18 protein-coding genes are annotated in these 22,281 nt (G+C 64.2%); 16 read left to right on the top strand and 2 right to left on the bottom strand.

Annotation, left to right across the window (positions count from 1 at the left end; genetic code table 11):
* The first annotated feature begins 208 nt into the window (after positions 1-208).
* The 4 genes from V473_RS20765 (at position 209) to V473_RS20750 (ending at position 3,867) form a co-directional block, all read left to right on the top strand.
* Positions 209-1,060: an AcvB/VirJ family lysyl-phosphatidylglycerol hydrolase gene (locus V473_RS20765; protein WP_082679262.1), complete on the top strand. Its 852-nt coding sequence runs from the start codon at positions 209-211 to the stop codon at positions 1,058-1,060.
* A 13-nt stretch (positions 1,061-1,073) separates the two neighbouring features.
* Entirely contained in the window at positions 1,074-1,760 is a 687-nt protein-coding gene (locus tag V473_RS20760) for a response regulator transcription factor (RefSeq protein ID WP_066609232.1), read from the top strand.
* Between the two features lie 2 nt (positions 1,761-1,762).
* Entirely contained in the window at positions 1,763-3,130 is a 1,368-nt protein-coding gene (locus V473_RS20755) for a sensor histidine kinase (protein ID WP_066609205.1), read from the top strand.
* 161 nt (positions 3,131-3,291) lie between these two features.
* Positions 3,292-3,867, top strand: coding sequence for a hypothetical protein (locus tag V473_RS20750; protein ID WP_066609204.1), 576 nt, complete (start codon positions 3,292-3,294; stop codon positions 3,865-3,867).
* A gap of 3 nt (positions 3,868-3,870) precedes the next feature.
* Here V473_RS20750 and V473_RS20745 read toward each other — a convergent pair whose 3' ends face one another.
* Positions 3,871-4,773 (bottom strand): SDR family NAD(P)-dependent oxidoreductase, encoded by a 903-nt coding sequence (locus V473_RS20745; protein ID WP_066609203.1) that lies wholly within the window; start codon positions 4,771-4,773, stop codon positions 3,871-3,873.
* Positions 4,774-4,906: 133 nt separating this feature from the next.
* Between V473_RS20745 and V473_RS20740 the strand changes: the two genes are divergently transcribed.
* From V473_RS20740 to V473_RS20720, 5 genes are read left to right on the top strand one after another with little or no spacing between them, the layout of a single operon-like run.
* Positions 4,907-6,331: an MFS transporter gene (locus V473_RS20740; protein WP_066609202.1), complete on the top strand. Its 1,425-nt coding sequence runs from the start codon at positions 4,907-4,909 to the stop codon at positions 6,329-6,331.
* Between the two features lie 37 nt (positions 6,332-6,368).
* On the top strand, positions 6,369-7,127 hold the full coding sequence (locus V473_RS20735) for a nuclear transport factor 2 family protein (RefSeq protein WP_066609201.1): 759 nt from the start codon (positions 6,369-6,371) through the stop codon (positions 7,125-7,127).
* A 4-nt stretch (positions 7,128-7,131) separates the two neighbouring features.
* On the top strand, positions 7,132-8,559 hold the full coding sequence (locus V473_RS20730) for an NAD-dependent succinate-semialdehyde dehydrogenase (RefSeq protein ID WP_066609200.1): 1,428 nt from the start codon (positions 7,132-7,134) through the stop codon (positions 8,557-8,559).
* Between the two features lie 3 nt (positions 8,560-8,562).
* Complete coding sequence (locus tag V473_RS20725; protein WP_066609199.1) at positions 8,563-9,618, top strand: amidohydrolase family protein; 1,056 nt, start codon at positions 8,563-8,565, stop codon at positions 9,616-9,618.
* The gene (locus V473_RS20720) at positions 9,615-11,219 is read left to right on the top strand and encodes an MFS transporter (protein ID WP_066609198.1); all 1,605 of its coding nucleotides are present in this window, start codon (positions 9,615-9,617) and stop codon (positions 11,217-11,219) included. Before V473_RS20725 ends, V473_RS20720 begins: the two co-directional genes overlap by 4 nt.
* Positions 11,220-11,222: 3 nt before the next feature.
* On the opposite strand, the gene V473_RS20715 is transcribed toward V473_RS20720, so the two are convergent.
* A complete protein-coding gene (locus V473_RS20715; RefSeq protein WP_066609197.1) occupies positions 11,223-12,695 on the bottom strand; it encodes a lignostilbene-alpha,beta-dioxygenase in 1,473 nt (490 codons plus the stop codon).
* A gap of 113 nt (positions 12,696-12,808) precedes the next feature.
* Here V473_RS20715 and V473_RS20710 point away from each other — a divergent pair, with 113 nt between their 5' ends.
* The 7 genes from V473_RS20710 to V473_RS20680 all read left to right on the top strand — a co-directional run bounded on the left by V473_RS20710 (position 12,809) and on the right by V473_RS20680 (position 22,222).
* On the top strand, positions 12,809-13,264 hold the full coding sequence (locus V473_RS20710; protein ID WP_242496044.1) for a Saro_0803 family transcriptional regulator: 456 nt from the start codon (positions 12,809-12,811) through the stop codon (positions 13,262-13,264).
* 408 nt (positions 13,265-13,672) lie between these two features.
* Positions 13,673-16,042, top strand: a complete 2,370-nt coding sequence (locus V473_RS20705; RefSeq protein WP_244884574.1) for a TonB-dependent receptor — start codon at positions 13,673-13,675, stop codon at positions 16,040-16,042.
* A 64-nt stretch (positions 16,043-16,106) separates the two neighbouring features.
* Positions 16,107-16,874, top strand: coding sequence for a glutathione S-transferase family protein (locus tag V473_RS20700; protein WP_066609195.1), 768 nt, complete (start codon positions 16,107-16,109; stop codon positions 16,872-16,874).
* Positions 16,871-17,620, top strand: coding sequence for a glutathione S-transferase family protein (locus V473_RS20695; protein WP_066609194.1), 750 nt, complete (start codon positions 16,871-16,873; stop codon positions 17,618-17,620). Before V473_RS20700 ends, V473_RS20695 begins: the two co-directional genes overlap by 4 nt.
* A 4-nt stretch (positions 17,621-17,624) precedes the next feature.
* Entirely contained in the window at positions 17,625-19,187 is a 1,563-nt protein-coding gene (locus tag V473_RS20690; RefSeq protein WP_066609193.1) for a class I adenylate-forming enzyme family protein, read from the top strand.
* A gap of 43 nt (positions 19,188-19,230) precedes the next feature.
* On the top strand, positions 19,231-21,360 hold the full coding sequence (locus V473_RS20685) for a PQQ-dependent dehydrogenase, methanol/ethanol family (RefSeq protein ID WP_066609192.1): 2,130 nt from the start codon (positions 19,231-19,233) through the stop codon (positions 21,358-21,360).
* The gene (locus V473_RS20680) at positions 21,350-22,222 is read left to right on the top strand and encodes an amidohydrolase family protein (protein WP_066609191.1); all 873 of its coding nucleotides are present in this window, start codon (positions 21,350-21,352) and stop codon (positions 22,220-22,222) included. The genes V473_RS20685 and V473_RS20680 overlap by 11 nt, the downstream gene beginning before the upstream one ends.
* Positions 22,223-22,281 lie beyond the last annotated feature (59 nt).

Genomic DNA, 22,281 nt, shown 5'->3' with positions numbered 1-22,281 from the left:
GATGTCATCTACGATATCAGGCATCCAGCGGCCCGGAAGGCGACAGCCTTAGCGAAAGCACAACGGATTGCGCGTCATGAAGAAACCGTAATGAGACGCTCATCCTATCGACTGTCGGCCTTTCCTATTAAAGCCTGCGGTTAACAGCACGATCGCGAACCCAGAGCCGGCAAACTGCTGTCGTGGCGCGCTAAAGCACGGACGGACGATGCAAATCCCACGCCAGCGAACCAAAGTGCAAAACGGCATAAACCGATCGACCGCCGCCGTGACCGGTCTGATCGGCGCACTGCTGCTGGCCCTATGGCATATCGGCTATATCGGCGACGGCGCGCTGTTCGACCTGCTCCCTGCAAAAGCCGCTTCCAGCCCGCGCCAGCCGCGGATGGTGGCGCTCTACTTGTCAGGTGACATGGGGTTCCATGCAGGGCTGGGACCGCGGATCGCTGATCGGCTGACCCGCCGGGGCATCCCCGTCGTCACCGAAAACAGCCTGCGCTTCTTTCGAACGCACCGCACGCCTGAGGAGGCCGGCGCCATGATCGCGCAGGGCCTGCGTCGCGCCATCGCCGTCGATCCCGGCGCGCGCCTGCTGTTGCTGGGCCAGTCCTTCGGCGCCGACATCATCGTCCCGTCGCTGCCTTATGTGCCGACCACGCTGCGTCGGCAGATCGTTTTTATCGGCCTGATCGCGCCCGGCGCCACCCGCCAGTGGCGCGCCTCTCCATCCGACATCCTCTCCTTCAACGAACCGAAGGAAGACGCAACCACCGCCGCCCGGCGGCTTAGCTGGGCACCCTTGCTGTGCATCCATCGCGCGGAGGAGGCGGCCAGCCTCTGTCCGACGCTGCGCCAGCCCAACGTCACCCGGCTGCGACTGCCCCGCGGCCATGCGCTCGATCACGACGCCGATGCCGTCAGCGCCGCGCTGCTGCAAGCGATCGCGCAATTGGTCGGCGGGCGCGACAATATGATGCCTTCGATCCGTGCTCCGACGCCTTCTATGGCTTTGAGCGATGGCGCGCCTATAAGGCGACATGTGCGTCGATCCGGGCGGTGAAATGAGGACGGTCATGAGCTATAAAGTGCTGCTGGTCGAAGACGACGCCACCACCGCCGATTACATCGCCAAGGGGCTGATCGAGGAAGGCTTTACTGTCGACCGGGCGGACAATGGCCGCGACGGCCTGTTCCTGGCGACCGAGGCCGGGCATGACGCCATCATCCTGGACCGGATGCTGCCGGGCATGGACGGCATGGCGATGCTCGCCGCCCTGCGCGCGGCGAGCATCGATACCCCGGTCATCATCCTGTCGGCGCTGGCGACCGCCGATGAACGGATCAAAGGGCTGACCGGCGGGTCGGACGATTATCTGACCAAGCCCTTCGCCTTTGCCGAGCTGCTGGCGCGGCTGCGCATCATCCTGCGGCGCGGCGGCGGGGGACAGGCGCCCGAAACGCGCCTGTCCTGCGGCGACCTGGACGTCGATCTCCTCTCCCGCAAGGTGAAGCGCGGCGCGCGCGTCATCGACCTGCAACCGCGCGAATTTCGCCTGCTCGATTATCTGCTGCGCCATCAGGATGAGGTCGTCACCCGCACCATGTTGCTGGAGGGCGTCTGGGATTATCATTTCGATCCCGGCACCAACGTCATCGACGTGCATATTAGTCGGCTGCGCCGTAAGATCGACGAAGAAGGCGAACCGCCGCTGATCCACACCATCCGTGGCGCGGGTTATCGCTTGAGCGAACAAGGGTGACGATGCGTTGGCGCCAGAGCGTCATCTGGCGGTTCGCCGCGCTCGTCTTCCTCATGCAAATCGTCTGCGTGCTCGTCGCGCTCTGGGCCGTCCATCAATTCACCAGCCGGTCGGTGGACGAAGCCAGCCGCGCGGTCGCGGTGAACCTGCGCGACGATATCGCCGCCACCTATGCCGCGGCCGGCCTGCAAGCGGCCGGCGCCACGGTGCGTAGCCGTATGACGGCCGACCCGGACGGCAGTTCGATCATGCTGCTGATTGCACCGAACGGCCGGCGCATCGCCGGCAACATTCCTGGTTGGCCGACCAACGTCGGGCCGTCGGAAAACTGGCGCCGGATCGACCTGCGCCGTATTGATCAACGCACCCGCTATCCCCAGAGCATCGGCGTCGTCAGCACGCAATTTCCTGATGGCACGCGGCTGCTGACCGGCCATGTCGTGGAAAACGACCTGCGCTTCGGCAGTTATCTGGAAGCGGCGCTGATCGGCGCGATATTGCTCGCCATGCCGCTGGCGGCCGGCGCCGCCTTTTTCTCGGCGGCGATCATCCGGGGCCGGCTGCGATCGGTCATCGATACCGCCGCCGCGGTCGGCACCGGCGACATCAAACGCCGCATCCCGCTGAGCGGCAGCGGCGACATGTTCGACGCCCTGGGGGACGAGATCAATGCGATGCTGGACCGCATTACCGGGCTGGTGGATGAGATGCGGCTGGTGACCGACGGTCTGGCCCATGATCTGCGATCGCCCCTGACCCGTTTGCGCGCCGTGCTGGACAGCGCCCTGCGCCAGAGCCGGGACGAGGAATCGATCGCCGCGCTGGAAAAGGCGCTGGACGAAGGCGACACGTTGTTGCGGATGCTGGATGCCGCTTTGCTGATCAGCCGGGCCGAAGCGGGCATCGGCCGCGACAATTTTTCCGCCGTCAATGTCGCCGCGCTGCTGGACGATTTTCAGGACATGTATGACGCGCTGGCCGAGGATAAGGGCGTCACCATCAACGTCGATGCGCCGCCCGGCCTGCATATCCGGTCGCATCGGGAGATATTGGGTCAGGTTTTGTCGAACCTGATCGACAATGCGCTCAAATATGGCGGCGATCGCATCCTGCTATCCGCGTGGCGGGATGGCGCATCGATCTGCGTCGCCGTGACCGATAACGGCCCCGGCATCGCGCAGGAACAGCGGATCGAAGCGCTACGTCGTTTCGCCCGGCTGGATGCGTCGCGCCATATCAGCGGCGCTGGTCTGGGCCTGTCGCTGGCGTCGGCGGTCGCCCATCTCCATGGCGGCACGTTGACCTTGAGCGATGCGGGACCGGGGCTGCGCGTGACCCTGACCCTGCCTGCCGACCATGAGCCATCCTGAAAGCCAAGCAATCGGAGTAATGCCAGCCGGGGCCGCCGGCGCGCTACGGCAAAGTTTCCGCCGTGACACTTTACCGCAGGGCAAAGTGTCACGGGTGACAAAATGCGACTCGCGGAAAAAAGCGGATTCCCAAGCGACTCGCTCTGTGCTTGATTCACGATATGTTTCATGCGCCCGCTTTGTCCCGCATTCCCGGCGGCAGCGATCTTTCGCTGCTGCTCGACCAATTGTCCCATTGCTGCTCGCGGCCGCGATACGCCTTCATGCTGCTGACGCTGATCGCGGACGTGGCACGACCGGATGGCAGCGCCGGGCCGGAAGTGCGGGTGGGCGACGGGCGGGTCGCGCTGCGCGACTGGCTATGCGATGCGCTAACGCCGATGGGCCATCGCGATCCGCGCCGCATGGCGCTGGTGGAGCGGGTGCGCGATGAACTGCGCAAGGATGCCAGGTTATCGGGCGATACGACGGCCGACGATGTGCTGGTGCAGGAGGAGGTGCGCAATCGGGTGCGCGCGTCGGGCAAGACCAATCTCAGCCGGGCCGCGTCGGAACTGGTCAAGGCCGGACTGCTCAAGCGCCATTATCAGGGCTATCGCGTCGATCATCTCAATCGCGGGGCGCAGCGACAGGCGGTCTATACGCTCACCGGCCGCGCCCGCGTACTGATCGGCACGCGGGCCGCGCCAAGACGACCGGCCGCCCCGCCCCGGCAGGGCGACCTGTTCGCGCACTGAATGTCAGGCGCGTTCGCGCGCCGTGCGTCGGGCTTTGGCATAGTTGTCACGACGCATCTTTTCGAAGCCAGTGCGCTGGGCGAAGCCGGCATCTTCGGGATAGTCGCGGAAATCGGCGAGTATTTCATCGAACACCGTCGCCATTTCGTCGCGAAATTCGGGATGGGGGAAGATGTGGAAGCGATTCTCCTGCATCGCCTCCAGCGTGCGAGCGGCGATGACGTCGGGTTCCATGCCGAACTGGTGCAACTGCTCCAGCCGATCGACCGCCGCGCCATCCACTGGCTTCGCACCACCGCTGAGCGCGGACGGCCGCACTTCGTCGCTGGCATAGATATGGCTCTTCGCGAGGCCGGGACAGAGCACGGACACGCCGATGCCATGCGGCGCCAGACTGTAGCGCAGGGATTCGCTCATGCCGCGCACCGCGAATTTGGTGGTGTTGTAAATGCCTGGCGCGCCGCCGCACAGAAAACTCGCCATCGACGCCGTATTGACGATATGGCCGCCCTGCCCCAGCGCCTTCATCCGCGGGGCGAAGGTCATCACGCCGTTGATGACGCCGTGCAGATTGACCCCCATCACCCAGTCCCAGTCGTCATAGCTGGACTCGTCGATGGTCTGGAACAGGTTGATGCCGGCATTGTTGAAGACCAGGCTGACCGGCCCAAGCGCCGCCTCCGCCCTGTCCGCAGCTCGCGCGAAACCGGCGCGTGATGCGACATCGAGTTGGACAGCTATAACGCTTTGATTGTCGAACGTCTTGATCGCGGCGGCCAGCGCATCCTCGCGAATGTCGGCGATCGCCACCTTGCATCCCTGCGCCAGCAAGGCGCGGACCAGGCCCAGGCCGATGCCATTGGCCCCACCTGTCACAAAGGCGGTTCGTCCTTCATAATCCAGCATCCCGATCTCCCTTCGCCGACTTTCTAACGGACGTGCATTTTTCTCTCGCCATATTCGTATAGTTCACTTACAAATTCGCCAAGCCGAAATTTCATCCCTGTGAATAAAGGGAGAAGTGGAGAGGAGAAGGCTCATGGCCCTGGCATCTGCGCCGATTGCGACCGACAGTCTGTGGGAGGCAGATGGCAACGTCTCTGCCAATGCGGGCCGCTCCACGGTCCCGCACTACACCATGGGCGCCGCCTATTGGGCGTTGTTCGTCATCATCTTGGCGACCTTCGTCACCTTCTTCGAACAGGTGGTGTTCGCCATGCTGGCGGAGCGGATCAAGGCGGATTTCGGCCTGTCCGATTCGCAACTCGGCTTCCTCGCCGGTCCCGCCAGCATCATCTGCTATCTGTTCGTCGGCATCCCGCTGGCGCGTCTGGCCGACATCTTCCCGCGCAAGTTCGTGCTGGCGGGCGGATGCGCGGCGCTTGGCGTCATCACCTCGCTTGGGGGCATCGCGCAGAGTTTCGGCCAGTTCGTCGGCACCCGCGTCTTCCTGGCGGCAGGGGGATCGGCCCATGCGCCCTCCTCCTACTCGCTGCTGGCCGACGCCTTCCCGCCGCGCATCCTGACCCGCGCCTTCGCCCTGCTGCAATTCGGTTTCATCGGCGGCACCACGCTCGGCCCGGCGATCGGTGGGATGTTGATCGCGACCGCGGCGGAATGGGCGCCGACGCAGCATGGGGGCCTCACCATATTGGGCTGGCAATGGCTGATGATCTGGCTGGGCCTGCCCGCCCTGTTCGTCGCCCTCCTGTTTCTGACGGTCAAGGAACCGCCGCGCCAAGCGCCCGCCGCAGACTCCATCACGCCGCCCGTTCAAGCCTCGCTGGGCCGCCGCATCCTGACCTTCACCGGCCTGGACGCCGCCAAGGCGATCCATGCCAAGCGTCGCGTCTATTATCCGCTGTTCGCCGGGCTGGCGCTGAGCGCGATCGAGGTGTTCGGCCTGCAATTCTGGCGTGTCCCCTTCATGATCCGCACCTATGGCTGGAACGAGGCGCAGATCGGCGCGGTGATGGGGTCGATGACGCTGGTCGCCTCGCTTACCGGCCTGCTGCTGGGCGGCATCTTTGTCGAATGGCTGGCCAAGCGCCACGCCGACGCCAATGTCCGCGCCGCGGCGATCTTCTTCGGCTGCGTGACGGTGTGCGCCATCCTCGCCCCGCTGATGCCCAACGGCTATGCGTCGCTGGGCGTCGCCAGCATCGGCGCGATGTTCGGCATCGCTGGCGCAGTACCGCAGAACGCCGCGATCCAGCGCGTCGCACCCAATGCGATGCGGGGCCAGGTGACGGCGATCTATCTGTTCATGTTCACCTTCTTCGGGGCGATGGGCAGCTTCCTGGTCGGGCTGGTGCAGGACTATATCGTCGGCGATCCCAGCCAGCTCTGGAAGTCGCTCGTGATGACCGCCGGCGTGCTGCTGCCGATCGCGACATTCTGCATGATCCGCGCCATCCGTCCCTACCGCGAGGAAGTGGAGCGACTGGCTGCGGAAGCCGTTTAATCTGTAAGTATTACATACAATGATAGGAGAGCAAATCATGTCCGACACCGACCGTATCGCCCGCCTGGAACAGAGCGTCGCCGACCTTGGCACCCGCCTGCAACGGCGCGAGGATGAACTGGACGTGCGAAAATTGCAGCATCTCTACGGCTATCTGATCGACAAATGCCTCTATAACGAAACCGCCGACCTGTTCACCGAGGATGGCGAAGTACGATTCTTCGGCGGCGTCTGGCGCGGCCAGGCGGGCATTCGCCGCCTCTATGTCGAACGCTTCCAGGCGCGCTTCACCCATGGCACCAACGGGCCGATCGACGGCTTCCTGCTCGACCATCCGCAATTGCAGGATATCGTCGACATCGACGCCGATGGCGTCACCGCTTATGCCCGCGCACGGTCGATGATGCAGGCGGGGCGGCACAAGGATTATACCGACCCGTCCAATCCCATGCTCGGCACGCGCCAATGGTGGGAGGGCGGTATCTATGAGAATACCTACAAGAAGGTGGACGGCATCTGGCGCATCCAGACCCTGAATTACATGCCGCAATGGCATGCCGATTTCGACCAGGGCTGGGCCAATACCCCGGCCGAATATGTGCCTTTCCCCAAGATCACCTATCCCGAAGATCCGACCGGCCCCGACGCGCTGATCGAGGACCATTGGTTGTGGCCGACGCACAAGATGGTGCCGTTTCACATGGTCCATCCGGTAACGGGCAAGGAAATCGTCGCCGAACGCTGGCAGGGCGATATCGACCGCGAACGGGCCGCGCGCGAAGCCGTGAGCGCCTGACCCCATGACCTATCCGGACCTTTATCTGATGATCGATGGCCAGCGGCTGTCGGGCGGCGGGCGACGGACCCACAAGGTCGTCAACCCCGCCACCGGCGAGGCGATCGCGGACCTGCCGCTGGCCGATGCGGCGGACATGGACGCGGCGCTGGCGGCGGCGCAGCGCGGCTTCCATCGTTGGCGCGATAGCACGCCCCATGAGCGGGCGGCCGTGCTGCAAGGCGCGGCCCGGCTGATGGTCGAGCGGCAGGAGGCACTCGCCCGCATCGCCACGCTGGAGCAGGGCAAGACGCTGGCCGAAGCACGCATCGAAGTGATGATGAATGTCGGCCTGTTCAACTTTTATGCCGGCGAAGTCTTTCGTCTCTACGGCCGGGCGCTGGTGCGTCCGGCCGGGCAGCGATCGACCGTTACCAAGGAGCCGGTCGGTCCGGTCGCCGCCTTCGCGCCGTGGAATTTCCCGCTCGGCAATCCCGGCCGCAAGCTCGGTGCGCCGATCGCGGCGGGATGTTCGGTCATCCTGAAGGCGGCGGAGGAAACGCCTGCGTCCGCGCTGGGGGTATTGCAATGCCTGCTCGACGCAGGGCTGCCCGGCGATGTGGCGCAGGCGGTGTTCGGGGTGCCCGACGAAGTGTCGCGCCATTTGCTCGGCTCCCCCATCATCCGCAAGATGAGCTTCACCGGCTCCACCGTCGTCGGCAAGCATCTGGCGAAATTGGCGGCGGAGGATTGCAAGCGCACGACGATGGAGCTGGGCGGCCATGGCCCGGTGCTGATCTTCGCCGATGCCGATATCGACAAGGCGCTCGATACGGTGGTGGCGGGCAAATATCGCAATGCCGGGCAGGTGTGCGTATCGCCGACGCGCTTCATCGTGGAGGCGGGCGTCCATGATCGCTTCCTTGCCGGCTTTGTCGAGCGCGCGCAAAAGGTAACGGTCGGCGACGGCGCGGCGGCGGGCAGCGTCATGGGACCGATGGCCAATGCGCGGCGGCTGGACGCGATGGACTGGTTGATCGGCGACGCGGTGGCCAAGGGCGCCCGCCTAGAAACCGGCGGCGAACGGATCGGCAATGCCGGCTATTTCTTCGCCCCGACCGTGCTGTCGGCCACGCCCTTGGACGCCGCCATCATGAATGAGGAGCCGTTTGGCCCCGTCGCCCTCATCAACGCCTATGCCGATGAAGCCGCGATGATCGCGGAGGCCAATCGCCTGCCCTATGGCCTGGCCGCCTATGCCTGGACCAGCGACGCCGCGCGCCAGCGGCGTGTCGCACGCGCGGTCGAGGCCGGGATGGTCGGCATCAATACAGCGATGATCGGCGGGTCGGATTCCCCCTTTGGCGGGGTCAAATGGTCGGGCCATGGCGCGGAGGACGGCCCGGAAGGGATCGATGCCTGCCTTGTCACCAAAGCCATCCACGAAGGATAAGCGATGAGCCACGCACTGAAAACGGGCGGTGACCGCGGCTATCTGCGCATCGCCACCGAAGAGGCCTTTGCCACGCGCGAACAAATCGACGCCTATCTGCGCATGTTGCGCGACGGAACGGCCGACCGGGGCATGGTGTCGCTGTGGGGCTTTTACGGCCAGTCGCCGTCGCAGCGCGCGACCCAGATCATCGATCGGCTGCTCGACCTGGGCGACCAGCGACTGGCGGATATGGACGCGACCGGGATCGACGTCGCGATATTGTCGCTGACCTCGCCGGGCGTGCAACCACTGCTGGACGTCAACGAGGCCAAGGCGATGGTCGCCCGCGCCAACGATCATCTTGCCGAGCGTTGCGCCGCCCATCCCACCCGCTTCGTGGGCATGACGTCGATCGCACCGCAGGATCCGGACTGGTCCGCCGCCGAAATCCGGCGGGGGGCGGCTGATCTGGGCTTCAAGGGGGTGATGGTCAACAGCCATACCCAGGGCGAGTATCTGGACGATCCCAAGTTCGACCCGATCTTCCGCGCGCTCGCCGATACCGGCCAGCCGCTCTACATCCATCCTTCGACCCCGCCCGACGCGATGATCGGCCCGATGCTGGACGCCGGGCTGGACGGCGCGATCTTCGGCTTTGGCGTGGAGACGGGGATGCACCTGTTGCGGCTCATCACCATCGGCATTTTCGACCGCTATCCCGATTTGCAGATCGTGGTCGGCCATATGGGAGAGGCTTTGCCCTATTGGCTGTACCGTCTCGATTATATGCATCAGGCGGGCGTGCGATCGCAGCGCTATGAGCGGATGAAGCCGCTCAACAAATCGATCCACGACTATATGCGGTCGAACGTCTGCGTTACCACCAGCGGCATGGCCTGGGAGCCGGCGATCAAATTCGCGCAATCCGTGCTGGGCGAGGATCGGGTCATGTATGCGATGGACTATCCCTATCAATATGTGGCGGACGAGGTGCGGGCGCATGACCTGCTGGACATTACGAACGGAGCGAAGCGCAAACTGATGCAGACCAATGCCGAGCGTGTGTTCAACCTGTGACCATAGCGACTCCTTCGCGCGCGACCGCTTATTATGCGCTGGCGCTGGTGGCCGGGACCAATCTCGTCAGCCTGCTCGACCGCAATATCCTCGCCATCCTCGCCCCCGCGATCAAGGCGGACCTGAAGATCGGCGACGCGGAGATGGGGCTGCTCTACGGCACCGTCTTTGCGCTCTTCTACGCGCTATTCTCGCTGCCGCTGGGGCGACTGGCGGACGGGTGGATCAGGACGAAGCTGCTGGCGATCACGATCGGCTTCTGGTCGCTCGCCACCGGCGGCGCGGCGCTGGCGACCGGCTTCTTCACGCTGATGCTCTCGCGCCTGTGCGTCGGCATCGGCGAAGCGGCGTCGCAGCCGGCCGGCACCAGCCTGACCTATGATTATTTCCCGCGCGAAAAGCGCGGCATGGTGATGGCGGTGATGGCGGCCGCGATCGCCATCGGCCTTGGCGGATCGCTCATCATCGGTGGCATGGCGGCGCAATGGTGGGATGCGCGCTATGCGGCGGGCACGGCACCGCTCGGTCTGAGAGGCTGGCAATTCGCCTTCGCCGTCGCGGCGACGCCCGGCTTCCTCATCGCCTTCCTGATGAGCCGCCTGCCCGAACCGCAGCGCGGCGTCATGGACGGCATCCCGACCGCCCATGATCCCCATCCCTTCCGCGCCAGCCTGAACGTGCTGGGCGCGGTGACGCCGGGCTTTCATTGGCTCAGTCTGGCGCGCACGCGGGCGACGACGCGCGACTGGACGCTCAATATCGGGCTGCTGGCGCTGATCATATTGGCCGTGCTGCTGGCGATCCACTGGTCGGAATCCTTTTCGCCCCGTCCCCCCCTGCTGCTGGGCGGCGTGGCGATCAGCCCCCATGTCGTGCAATGGAGCGTGATCGGCTTTGGCGCCTTCGTCATCGCCAACCTGCTGCAAAATCTCAAGGGCCGCGATCCGGTCGCCTTCGCGCTCATCACCCGCAATCCATCGCTGCTGCTCTGTATCGGCGCGGGCGCGTTGCAGAGCGTCATCAACTACGGCGTGATGGGCTTTACCCCCTCCTTCCTGATGAAAGGCTATGGCCTGTCGCCGGCCGACACCGGGCTGCAATTCGGCCTGCTGTCCGCCGGACTGGGCGTCGTCGGGCCGCTGATCGCCGGACCATTGTCCGACCGGATCGGCGCGCATCGCCTGTCGCGCCGGGTGTGGGTGGCGCTGTTCGCCATGAGCCTGTCGCCGCTCTTGGCGTTCTGGGTCTATCATGCGCCGGACGCCGGCGATTTCTACCTGCGCTTCACTCTCTACAGCCTGATCCTGACCATGTGGATGCCGCCGCTTTACGCCGTGTTGTTCGAACAGGTTCTGCCGCGGATGCGTGGGCTGACCGTCAGCCTCTATATCGTCGTGTCGACCATCTTCGGTCTGGGCATCGGTCCCTATGCCGTGGGAATGATCAGCGATGCGCGCGGCGGCGACCTGGGCGGGGCGATCCTGTCAATCAATTGGGTCGCGCCGCCGCTGGTGCTGATCCTGCTGGCGCTGTTGTGGCGGGTCGAACGCGACCATGCCAGCCTGCTCCCCCGCGCCCGCGCGGCGGGAGAGCAGGTTTAACGGCTACGCCACCGCCAGCCCGATCTGGTCGGCCGTCGCCCAATTGCCGTGCAGGCCAAACCGCAATCTTATCGGGATACGGATTTCCGCGATCGGTCCCTTGACGATGTCCAGCGCATCGAACAGCAGCAGGTCGCTACGATGCTCCTCCAGCCGGTTGCACACCTGCACGATCCAGCCGTCGCCTTCCGCAGCATCGGGGCTGCGCGGAATGAAGCAGGGCTCCTGCAACGACGACAGCGGCCCGCACCACCATGTCTGCTCCGCGCCGGTCTGGTGATCGATCAGGCCCAGCGTGTTCATCAGCATCCCCGACGGACTGCCGCCCTTCAGCTCCACCGGCTTGGTCGGGTCGATCACCAGCAACCAGCCATAGCGATAGGGCAGGCCGGTCTGCCGATCGTCGATCCGAGGAAATTCGCCCATCATGCTGGTCAACCGCTGCACGCTGGCGAAATCCTCGCCATTGGACGCCATGTCGACCGTCCAGCGCGTCAGGAAACTCGCCGATTCCGGCCCGTTGAACGGCGCGCCATGGATGTCGGGGAAGAAGGGGAACATGTTGTTCTTCGCTTCGGGCGTGTCGAAATGAATTTTCGTGCCATCCTGAAAGGCGTTCATGACATGGCTGGCGAAGCAATTGTCGCGCTTGAACCAGCGTATGTCCGCCGCGGTCGCATCGGCCCGGCGCGGCAGCACGCCCAGATAGACCGGCAGCGTGGTGTCGAAGCCGAAATGCGGCAGCCCCTGCTCCAGCCGTTCCCAGTTGGACGTGCTGGGCACCACATGGAACAGCGCATAATCGGGCGTGATCGCAAAGTCGTGCATCATGGCGTAATAGGGGACTTCGAACCACAACTCCTGCTTCAGCACGCCATCGGGCGACACGACATAATAGGTCATGTCGCGCGTCAGCACCCCCTTGGCCGCATAGCCAAAGGCGATCATGTCGCCGGTCGCCGGATCGATCTTGGGATGGGCGGTGAACGTCTGGCCGGTCATCGCGCCGTCGAACCATGTATAGCCGTCCGTCTCCAGCGTCGCCGGGTCCATCACCAGCGCCGGGCTATCTTCTTTCAGCGCATAGAGTTTCCCGCCATGGATGAAGGCGGTGGTGTTGGCGGTGCCGCGTATCTTGCCCTGCACCGCCTCGTCATCGGTCAGCGGATTGCGATAGGCGCCGAACAACGCTTTACCCGCTTCCTGTTCCAGCTTCCACTTGTCGGTCTTCGCCCAGCGCTGGCGGAAATCGACCTGGCCGTCATGAAAGCGGAACATGGTGATCATGCCGTCGCCATTGAAGGCGATGTCGTCGCCCAGCCGGGGCGGGAATTGCGGGTCGGGCTGTACCCGATAGAAGGCGCCGTCCAGTTCGGGCGGCACCGCCCCGGTCATGTCCAGGTCGGCGATGTCCGCCTCGATCCGCGTGGGCGTGTTGAAACCCGTGAAGGACGGCGTGTCCGGAAAATGCGCCATGGTTGATCCTCTCCCTTTTTCTGGTTGAGGATATTGTATGTGGCACTGACATTTTTTCAAGTGCCCGGATTGACGGATCAGCACTTGCTACGCACACTGTTACTATGAATACCATGAACGACATTGAACCGCTCGACCTCTTCCCCGATCCTCGCCTCAGCGGCATCGACGGACTGGTCGGTTTTCACATCCGGCTGGCCAGCGCGGCCGTCTATCAACATTTCACCGAAACCTTCAGCGACCTGGGCCTGACGCAAAAGCAGGTCGCCGTCCTCTGGCTGATTGAGGACCAGCCCGGCATCGCCCAGGCGGACATCGGCCGCCGACTGAAAATGGACCGGGCGAGCGTGATGGCGATCGTCAATCGGATGCAGGACCGCGGTTTCCTGACCCGCGGCGCGTCCGCGCAGGATCGCCGCCGCCAGACATTGAGCCTGACGGAAGGCGGCCGCGACTCGCTGGCGCAGGCGCGCCGTTGCATCGCCGAGCATGAAAATTGGCTCAAGGCGCGGTTCAGCCCGGCCGAAGCCGCGATGCTGGTCGAGCTGCTGCGCCGGGTGTATGTCTGACGTCGCGATGGGATGAAAACGCCTATTTACGCGCGGTTGGATCTTCCGCCAGATCCCATCTGTTACCCCTGATACCACCAATAGAAACAACAGCATTATTTGCCCTATCGCAATAGAGGCAAATATAGCGTCAATGTTCGTTGCGAAGCCGGTCAGGCTCTTGCATCGGATAAAATTGTATGCCTTACTAACAATCGACGCACAGCAACGTCATGAGGCGGATCACGTTCGGGCAGGACGGATCTCAAGCCGGATTAGGAGAGGGGATTACCCATGCAACACGATCTTCGTGCAATGATGTCGCGCGCCCTTTTGGCGTCAGCCTCCATCCTCGCAATCACTACACCAGCGTCGGCACAATCATCGGCACCGCCCGCGGCCGCCCCGCAGGCCGCCGAGCAGGAAGCCATGTCGCAAAGTTCGGTGGCCGACATCGTCGTCACCGCGCAGTTCCGCGCCCAGCGGTTGCAGGACACGCCCATCTCCATCACCGCCGTCGGCGCCGCCGAACTGGAGGCCAAGAGCCAGACCAACCTGGCGCAAATGGCCGATGCCGCGCCCAACGTATCATTAAAGCCCCAGGGCGCGTCCTTTGGCCCGTCGATCACCGCATCGATCCGCGGCGTTGGCCAGAACGACTTCAATCCTGCTTATGAACCGGGCGTCGGTATCTATATCGACGATGTCTATTACCCCCAGCTGACCGGCGCGGTGTTCGAGCTGCTCGATCTCGACCGGGTCGAAATCCTGCGCGGACCGCAAGGCACGCTGGCCGGCCGCAATGCCGAGGGCGGCGCGATCAAACTCTATTCCAAGCGTCCGTCGGGCGATGGCGGCGGCTTTGTCGAGGTCAATTACGGCATCCGCAACCGCATCGGCATCCGCGCCGCGGCCGATTTCGGCATCACCAGCACCCTGTCGGCGCGCATCTCCGGCGTCGCCAAGCAGCAGGAAGGCTTTGTCGACCGCATCGACTATGGCTGCGCCAATCCGGGCAGCGGCATACCGTCGACCCAGCCCGCCGGTGACTGCACCATCAGCAAGCTGGGCGGCGTGGGCTATCAGGCGATCCGCGGCATCCTGTTCTGGGAACCGAGCGACAAGCTGGATGTCACCCTGATCGGCGACTACACCCGCGACGAACATACCATCGCGGGCGAAGTGCTGATCGCGACGAACCCCGTCAATTCGCCCAACACCAATCCGGCGCCCGGCGTCGTCTATGACGATCGCTTCATCTGCGGCCGCTATTGCAACTATATCGGCACCGGCCAACCCGCCGGCGTGTGGGTGCCACCGATCCCGGTCGATCCCTTCGGTGCGGCCGGCACGCCTCTTGCGGCGACCCAGGGCACCGACCGCAGCCTCTACAAGGGCTGGGGCGTGTCGGGCCAGGTCAATTATGCGCTGACCGACGCCTTCAAGCTTAGCTCCATCACCGGATATCGCACCTTCAACACTCAGTTCGATTCCGATGACGATATCTCGCCCGCCAATATCGGTTTTGGCCGCAACTATCTGGAAAACTGGAGCTTCAGCCAGGAAGTCCGGCTGAACGCGGAGCTGGGCGACAATCTCAACGCCACGGTCGGCGGCTATTATTTCAAGCAGAAATCGACCTATGACTCGCTGCAGGACATTCGCTACGTCCCGGTCTATCCGCTGCAATTCCGCCAGCCCGACCCGACCAAGGCGGAGGCCAAGGCGGCGTTCGCCCATCTGTCCTGGAAGCCGATCGACCGGCTGACCTTGAGTGGTGGCCTGCGCTACACGACGGAAAGCAAGGACCAGACCTATTATCGGCTGAACTTCGACGGGACGGTCAATGCCTTCCTCGATCCGGTCGGCGCGGCCTATGGCATCGGCTATTCGGGCGCGGACACGCTCGATTATAATGGCAATGGCAACACCACCGAAACCGTGACGGCGCTGTCGGGCCTCACCGCCCATTATAGCGCCAAGCGCTGGGACTATCGCGTCGCGGCCGACTATCGCCTGACCGACAATTTGATGGTCTATGGATCGGTGTCGACCGGCTTCAAGGGCGGCGGTTCCAACCCGCGCCCGTTCAACACGCAGCAGGTGATCGCCTTCCGCCCGGAAAAGCTGACCGCCTATGAAATCGGCTTCAAGAGCGACTTCTTCAATCGCCGGGTGCGGTTGAACGCCGCCGCCTTCATCAACGACTATATCGATATCCAGATCCCGGTTCTGACCTGCCCCGGCGCGCCTTGCGCCGCGCGGCTCAACGCCGGCGATGCGCGGGTCAAGGGGTTCGAGGCGGAACTGTCCGCCTACCCGATCGACGGCCTCGCGATCGACGCCTCGATCAGCTATCTCGACTTCAAATACAAGGCGAGCAGCCTCGATCCGGCAGCGGCCTATCCGACCAATCCGGGCGGCGTGTCGGCCAATGATCCGCCGGTATCGCCACCCTGGAAGTTCAGCGTCGGCGCGCAATATAAGATCGATCTGGACAAGGCCGGCAGCCTGACCCCGCGCTTCGACGTCACCTATGAAGACAAGAAGTTCGGTGGCGCCGCAGTCATCAGCGGCGTCCGCGTCCTGAACTTCGTGCCTGCCTACACGCTCGCCAATGCACGGCTGACCTGGCAGAATGCAGACGAGGATCTCGACGTCTCGTTCGAAGTCACCAACCTCTTCGACAAATATTATTATCTCTCCGTCTTCGACCTGCGCGGCGCGGGCGCGGGCGTGCGCAAGGCGCGCCCCGGCAATCCGCGCGAATGGGCGATCACGGTGAAGAAGAAATTCTAAGCCTCCCCCTCGGTCGGTCGGGCTGCGCACGCCCGGCCGGCTTCTTTTCGGAGACCCATCCGGCATGACCGACGTCACACTCTATCACTGGGAACCCAACGCCAATTCGGGCAAGCCGATGCTGGCGCTGTTCGAAAAGGGCGTCGCGTTCGACAGCCATTATCTCGACCTGCTGAATTTCGACCAGCACAAGCCGGATTATCTGGCGGTCAATCCGCTCGGCACTATCCCGGCCATGACCCATGGCAAGCTGGTGCTGACCGAATCCACCGCTATCATGGAATATGTGGATGAGGCGTTCGACGGCCCGCGCCTGATGCCCGCCGACCCGGTCGACCAGTGGCGCACGCGCTGGTGGATGAAGTTCATGGACCAGTGGCTCGCCCCCAGCTTCTCGATGATCGGCTGGAGCGTCTTCGTCGGCCCTTCGGTGCGGCAGAAAGACCCGGCGGAGTTGGAAGCGGCGATCGACCGCATTCCCATGCCCGAACGGCGCGTCGCCTGGCGCAAGGCGATCAATGGTGCCTTTTCGCCAGAGGAGATGACGGAATCGCAGCGGCGCGTCGCCCTCGGCATCGGCTATCTGGAACAGGCGCTGGGTGAGCGGCAATGGCTGGCGTCGGACGAATATGGTCTGGCCGACATCAACGGCTTCAACCTCGCCTACGCCATGCCCTTGTCGCAGCCGCAGCTCTGCAATGACGAACTGACCCCCCACATCATGCGCTGGCTGCGCGCCATTTATGCGCGCCCCGCGACCCGCGCCTGCTGGGCGTTGGGCCGCACCGACCTCGCCCGCCGCATCTCCCTGCTCGAAAGCGAACCCGCATGACCGGCATCCTCTATCACGGCCAGCCCAATGGCCCGTCCTTCACCGTCCTCGCCGCCGCTTTCGAGAAAGGCGTCGATCTGGACTTGCGCGCGATCGATCTGGTCGCGGGCGAGCGCCACTCGACCGCCCTGCCCCACCCGATCGAAGTCGACCAGTCGATCGAGGGCGAAGGGCCCGTGCTGGTCGTAGATGGCGTGGCGATGACCGACAGCGTCTTCCTCGCCTGCTATCTGGATGAGGTGGGCAGCGGCCCCGCGATCCGCCCGGCCGATCCCTATGCCCGTTGGCAGATGATGGCCTGGTGCCGCTATGTGATCGAGCGTGTGGCCCCCGCCGCCGCCGCGCTGGGCAATGCCGCCACGCCGCCGCCCGCCGTCCCCGCCGGCATCGCCAGTGCGGACCTGGACGCCCGCTGGGCGCAGGCGGTGGAAGCCAAGGTGGACGAAGCCCAACTGGCCGACAGCCGCAGCAAGATCTTCCAGGCGGTCGAGAAGATCGAGGCGCAACTGGCCGACGGGCGCGACTGGCTGATGGGCGATTTCACCATCGCCGACCTTGAAAGTCATGCCTGGCTGGCAGGAATGCGCGCCATCGTGCCAGACGCTTTCGCCGCCGCGCCGCTGACCGACGCGTGGGAAGCGCGGTTGCGCGCCCGCCCCGCCGTCGCACAAGCATTGGGCCTCGCCACCGTTCCCGAACCTGAAGCCATCTGGGCCATCGGCCCGGAGATCAACCGCTGGGGCTGATGGGATGCGCGCGATCGACTATTTCGACCGGGGCCATGATCTTGACCCCGAACGCCCCTGCCTGATCGATGCGGAGCACGGCGAAACGCTGAGCTTCGCGGCGGTCAGGGCGCAGACGATCAAGGTCGCCGCCGCGCTCCATGCGGCGGGCTTCCGCAATCAGCAACCGATCGCGCTCTATGGCCCCAATAGCGCGACGATGATGGTCGCCCTGCTCGCCATCTGGCGCGCCAATGGCCAGTGGGTGCCGGTCAACACCCGCAACGCCATCGACGCCAATGCCGCCTATCTCGATTATGTTCGCTGCGGCTGGCTCTTCTATCACAGCAGCCAGGCGGAGGATGTGGCGGCGCTCAAAGCGCGAGTCCCCAGCCTGACCCATTTCGTCTGCCTAGATCGTGCCTATGATGGCGATCCCTCGCTCGACCAGTTCATTGCGAACAGCGAGTTGGACAGCTTGCCGGACTTTTCCGATCCGTTCGGCAAGCCCGACGATGTGGTCGGCCTCTTCCCCACCGGAGGCACCACCGGCCCGTCCAAGGGGGTGGTGGTCACCAATCTGGGCTGGGGCACGATGATCGAGACGCTGGCGCATGCCGTAGACGGCAGAACCGCATCACCTGTCTCCCTCGTTGTCGCACCGATCACCCATGCGGCGGGTCCGGTGGCGCTGGCGACATTGTCGCTGGGGGCGACGCAAGTGATCCTGCCCGGCTTCGAGGCGGCCGCCGTGCTGGACACGATCGCGCGCCATCGCGTCACCCATGTTTATATGCCGCCGACCGCGCTCTACAACTTGCTCGACGCGCCGGAACGGGTGGGCAGCGACACGTCTTCGCTCAAGATATTCCTGCTGGTCGGATCGCCCGTCTCGCCGGAGAAATTACGGCAGGCGGTGGAGATATTCGGCCCCTGCCTCTGCCAGGCCTATGGCCAAGTGGAATCGCCGATGATCGTCACCTGGCTGTCGCCCGAAGCGGTCGCCGCGGCGGCGGCCGGCGACCGTCCCGAACGGCTCGCCAGTTGCGGCCAGCCCACCCGATCCGTCCGGGTCGGCATCATGGACGATGACGGCAATCTCCTGCCCGATGGGGAAGCGGGCGAACTGGTAGTCCGCGGCGCGCTGGTGTCGCGCGAATATTATGACATGCCCGAAGCCACCGCCGAAATACGCGCCCATGGCTGGCACCATACAGGCGACGTCGCCCGGCGCGACACGGACGGCTATCTCTATATCGTCGATCGCAAGAAGGACATGGTCGTGTCCGGCGGCTTCAACGTCTTTTCCGCCGAAGTGGAAGCGGCCGTGACCGAACTGGCCGCCGTGCGCGAATGCGCGGTCATTGGCATCCCCCATGCAAAATGGGGCGAGGCGGTCCACGCCATTGTGGTCGCCGACGATATCGGGGAGACTGAAATCATCGCCCATGCCAAGGCCCGGTTGGGCGGGGTGAAGGCGCCCAAGAGCGTCGCCTTCGTCCCCGCCATTCCCAGGACTTCGGCGGGCAAGATGGACAAGAAGGCCCTGCGCGCCGCCTATTGGTCCGGCGCGCGGATGGTGAATTAGGTGACGGATGCAGAAACCTGCACCGCATAAGGAGAGGAAGAGGATGCGGGTCGCGATTGCGCTGCTGTTGGGAACGAGTCTGGCCCTGTCGGCCTGTGGCAAGGGCACGAGCCAGGACGTTACCGCCCCTGCCTCCACAGGCGGCGTGGACGCCGCCCGGATTATCGCCGCCAAGCCCGCCGAATGGCTGTCGACTGGCCGCACCTATGACGAGCAGCGCTTCAGCCCGCTGTCCGCGATCAATCAGGAGACGGTCGGTACGCTGGGCCTCGCCTGGTCGGCCGATATGGACACCAATCGCGGGCAGGAAGCGACACCGCTCTTCATCGACGGCACCCTCTATGTCTCCACCGCATGGAGCATGGTGAAGGCCTATGACGCGCGCAGCGGCAAACTGCTCTGGTCCTACGACCCGGCGGTGCCGCGCGAGACGCTGGTCAAGGCCTGCTGCGACGCGGTCAATCGCGGGGTGGCGGCATGGGGCGACAAATTGTTCGTCGGCACGCTCGACGGCCGGTTGATCGCGATCGACCGCAAGAGCGGCAAGTCCGTCTGGAGCGTCGTGACGCTGGACCAGACCAAGAACTACACCATCACCGGCGCGCCGCGCGTCGTGAACGGGTTGGTCGTCATCGGCAATGGGGGAGCGGAATTCGGAGCCCGCGGCTATGTCGCCGCCTATGATGCCGACACCGGCGCGGAGAAGTGGAAATTCTACACCGTCCCGGCCCAGCCCGGCACGGAGAAGGAGCCCGACTATCTGAAGAAAGCCGCCGCCACCTGGTATGGCGAATGGTGGAAGCAGGGCGGCGGCGGCACCGTGTGGGACGCCATGGCCTATGACCCGGAGCTAGACCTTCTCTATATCGGCGTCGGCAACGGATCGCCCTGGAACCAGGCCTATCGGTCCGATGGCAAGGGCGACAATCTTTATCTGTCCTCGATCGTCGCGGTTCATGCGAAGACGGGCGAATATGCCTGGCATTATCAGACCACGCCCGGCGACAGTTGGGATTTTACCGCCACGCAGCATATCATGCTGGCCGACATGGACATCGGCGGGCAGAAGAAGAAAGTGCTGATGCAGGCACCCAAGAACGGCTTCTTCTATGTGCTGGATCGCACCAACGGGAAGCTGCTGTCGGCGAAGAATTTCGTGCCGGTCAACTGGGCCAGCGGCATCGACATGAAGACCGGGCGACCGATCGAAAATCCGGAAGCGCGCTATTACAAGACCGGCAAGCCCTTCATCGGCTCCCCCGGCGCGACCGGCGCGCATAGCTGGCACCCGATGGCGTTCGACCCCAAGAGCCAGACCGTCTTCATCCCCGCCAATCTCGCCGCCTTCCCCTATATCCCGGAAAAGGGGTGGAAGGCGAACAAGCTGGGCTTCAATGTCGGCGTCGATATCGCCGCCGCCGCCATGCCCGCCGACAAGGCGGTGCGCGATGCGGCGATGAAGGCGACCACCGGCGCGCTGATCGCCTGGGACCCGGTGGCGCAGAAGGAGAAATGGCGCGTCTCGTACAAAGGACCATGGAATGGCGGCCTGCTCGCGACCGGCGGCGACCTGGTGTTTCAGGGGACCGCGACCGGCGATTTCAACGCTTATGCGAGCGCGGACGGCCGCAAACTATGGTCCTTTCCCGCCCAGAGCGGCATCGTCGCCGCGCCCATCAGCTACGAACTGGACGGCGCGCAATATGTCGCGGTGATGGCTGGTTGGGGCGGTGTATGGGCGTTGGCCCCCGGTATCCTGTCCGACAAGAGCGGGCCGAGCCGCAATATCAGCCGCCTGCTGGTGTTCAAGCTGGGCGGCAAGGCCGCCTTGCCCCCAGCGCCGCCGCTCACCGCCATGCCGCTCGATCCGCCGCCCTCCATCGCCAGCGCAGCGGACATAGCCGCCGGCGGCGCGCGTTTCGGCCGCTATTGCAGCACCTGCCATGGCGATTCCGCGGTCGGCGGCAGCATCGTCCCAGACCTGCGCCGCAGCGCGGCGCTGAACGACAAGGCGACCTGGCGGATGATCGTGCATGACGGCGCGCTCAAGGATAATGGCATGGTCAGCTTCGCGTCGATCTTCTCAGCCAAGGAGATCGAGGATATCCGCGCTTACGTCATCCATCGCGCCAATGAGGACAAGACACTGGAAAGCAAGCCCAATGCCCGTTGATCCGACCAAGGTTCTCGCCATCGACGTCCATGTCCATGCCGAAGTGTCGTGCCACGATCCCGAAGACCCGGTGATGGCCAAATATTTCGACGCGGCGTCGGCCTATTTCAAGGCGGACCGCAAGCGGCCGACCATTCCTGAAACCATCGCTTATTATCGGGCGCAGAATATCGCCTTCTGCCTGTTCACCGTCGATTGCGAGAGCGGCATCGGGGCCAAGCGGATCAGCAATTACGAAGTGGCGGAACTGGCCGCCAACGACAGCGACATCGTCATCCCTTTCGCCTCGATCGACCCGCGCAAGGGCAAGTTCGGCGCGCGCGAAGCCCGCGATCTGGTCGAAAATTACGGAGTCAAAGGCTTCAAATTCCACGGCATCATGCAGGATTGCCACCCGGCCGACCGGGTCGCCTATCCCATCTATGAAGTGATCGCGGAATATAAGCTGCCCGCCATCTTCCACACCGGCCATTCGGGCATGGGCACGGGGATGCGCGGTGGCGGCGGCGTGCGGCTGAAATATGGCCAGCCCATATTGGTGGACGATGTCGCGGTCGATTTTCCCGACATGAAGATCATCCTGGCCCATCCGAGCTGGCCCTGGACCGACGAAAGCCTGTCGATGGCGCTGCACAAGGATAATGTCTTCATGGACCTGTCCGGCTGGTCGCCCAAATATTTCCCCAAACAGGTGATTCAGTACGCCAACACGCAGCTGAAGCATAAAATGCTCTTCGGGTCCGACTGGCCGCTGATCCGCCCGGAAAAATGGATCGACGCCGCGCTGGAGGCAGGCTTCCGCGAAGAGGTGCTGCCGCTCATCATGAAGGATAATGCGGTCAAGCTGCTGGGACTGGGCTGAGCCAGGCTTTCGTCGATATAAAAAGCTGGCCGGGCGGCCCCTTTATCCGCCCGGCCAGA

This window comes from Sphingobium cupriresistens LL01 (genome assembly GCF_001046645.1).
Lineage (GTDB): Bacteria > Pseudomonadota > Alphaproteobacteria > Sphingomonadales > Sphingomonadaceae > Sphingobium > Sphingobium cupriresistens.
Note: the sequence above shows the minus strand (reverse complement) of the source record. Positions and strands in the feature narration are given on the sequence as shown.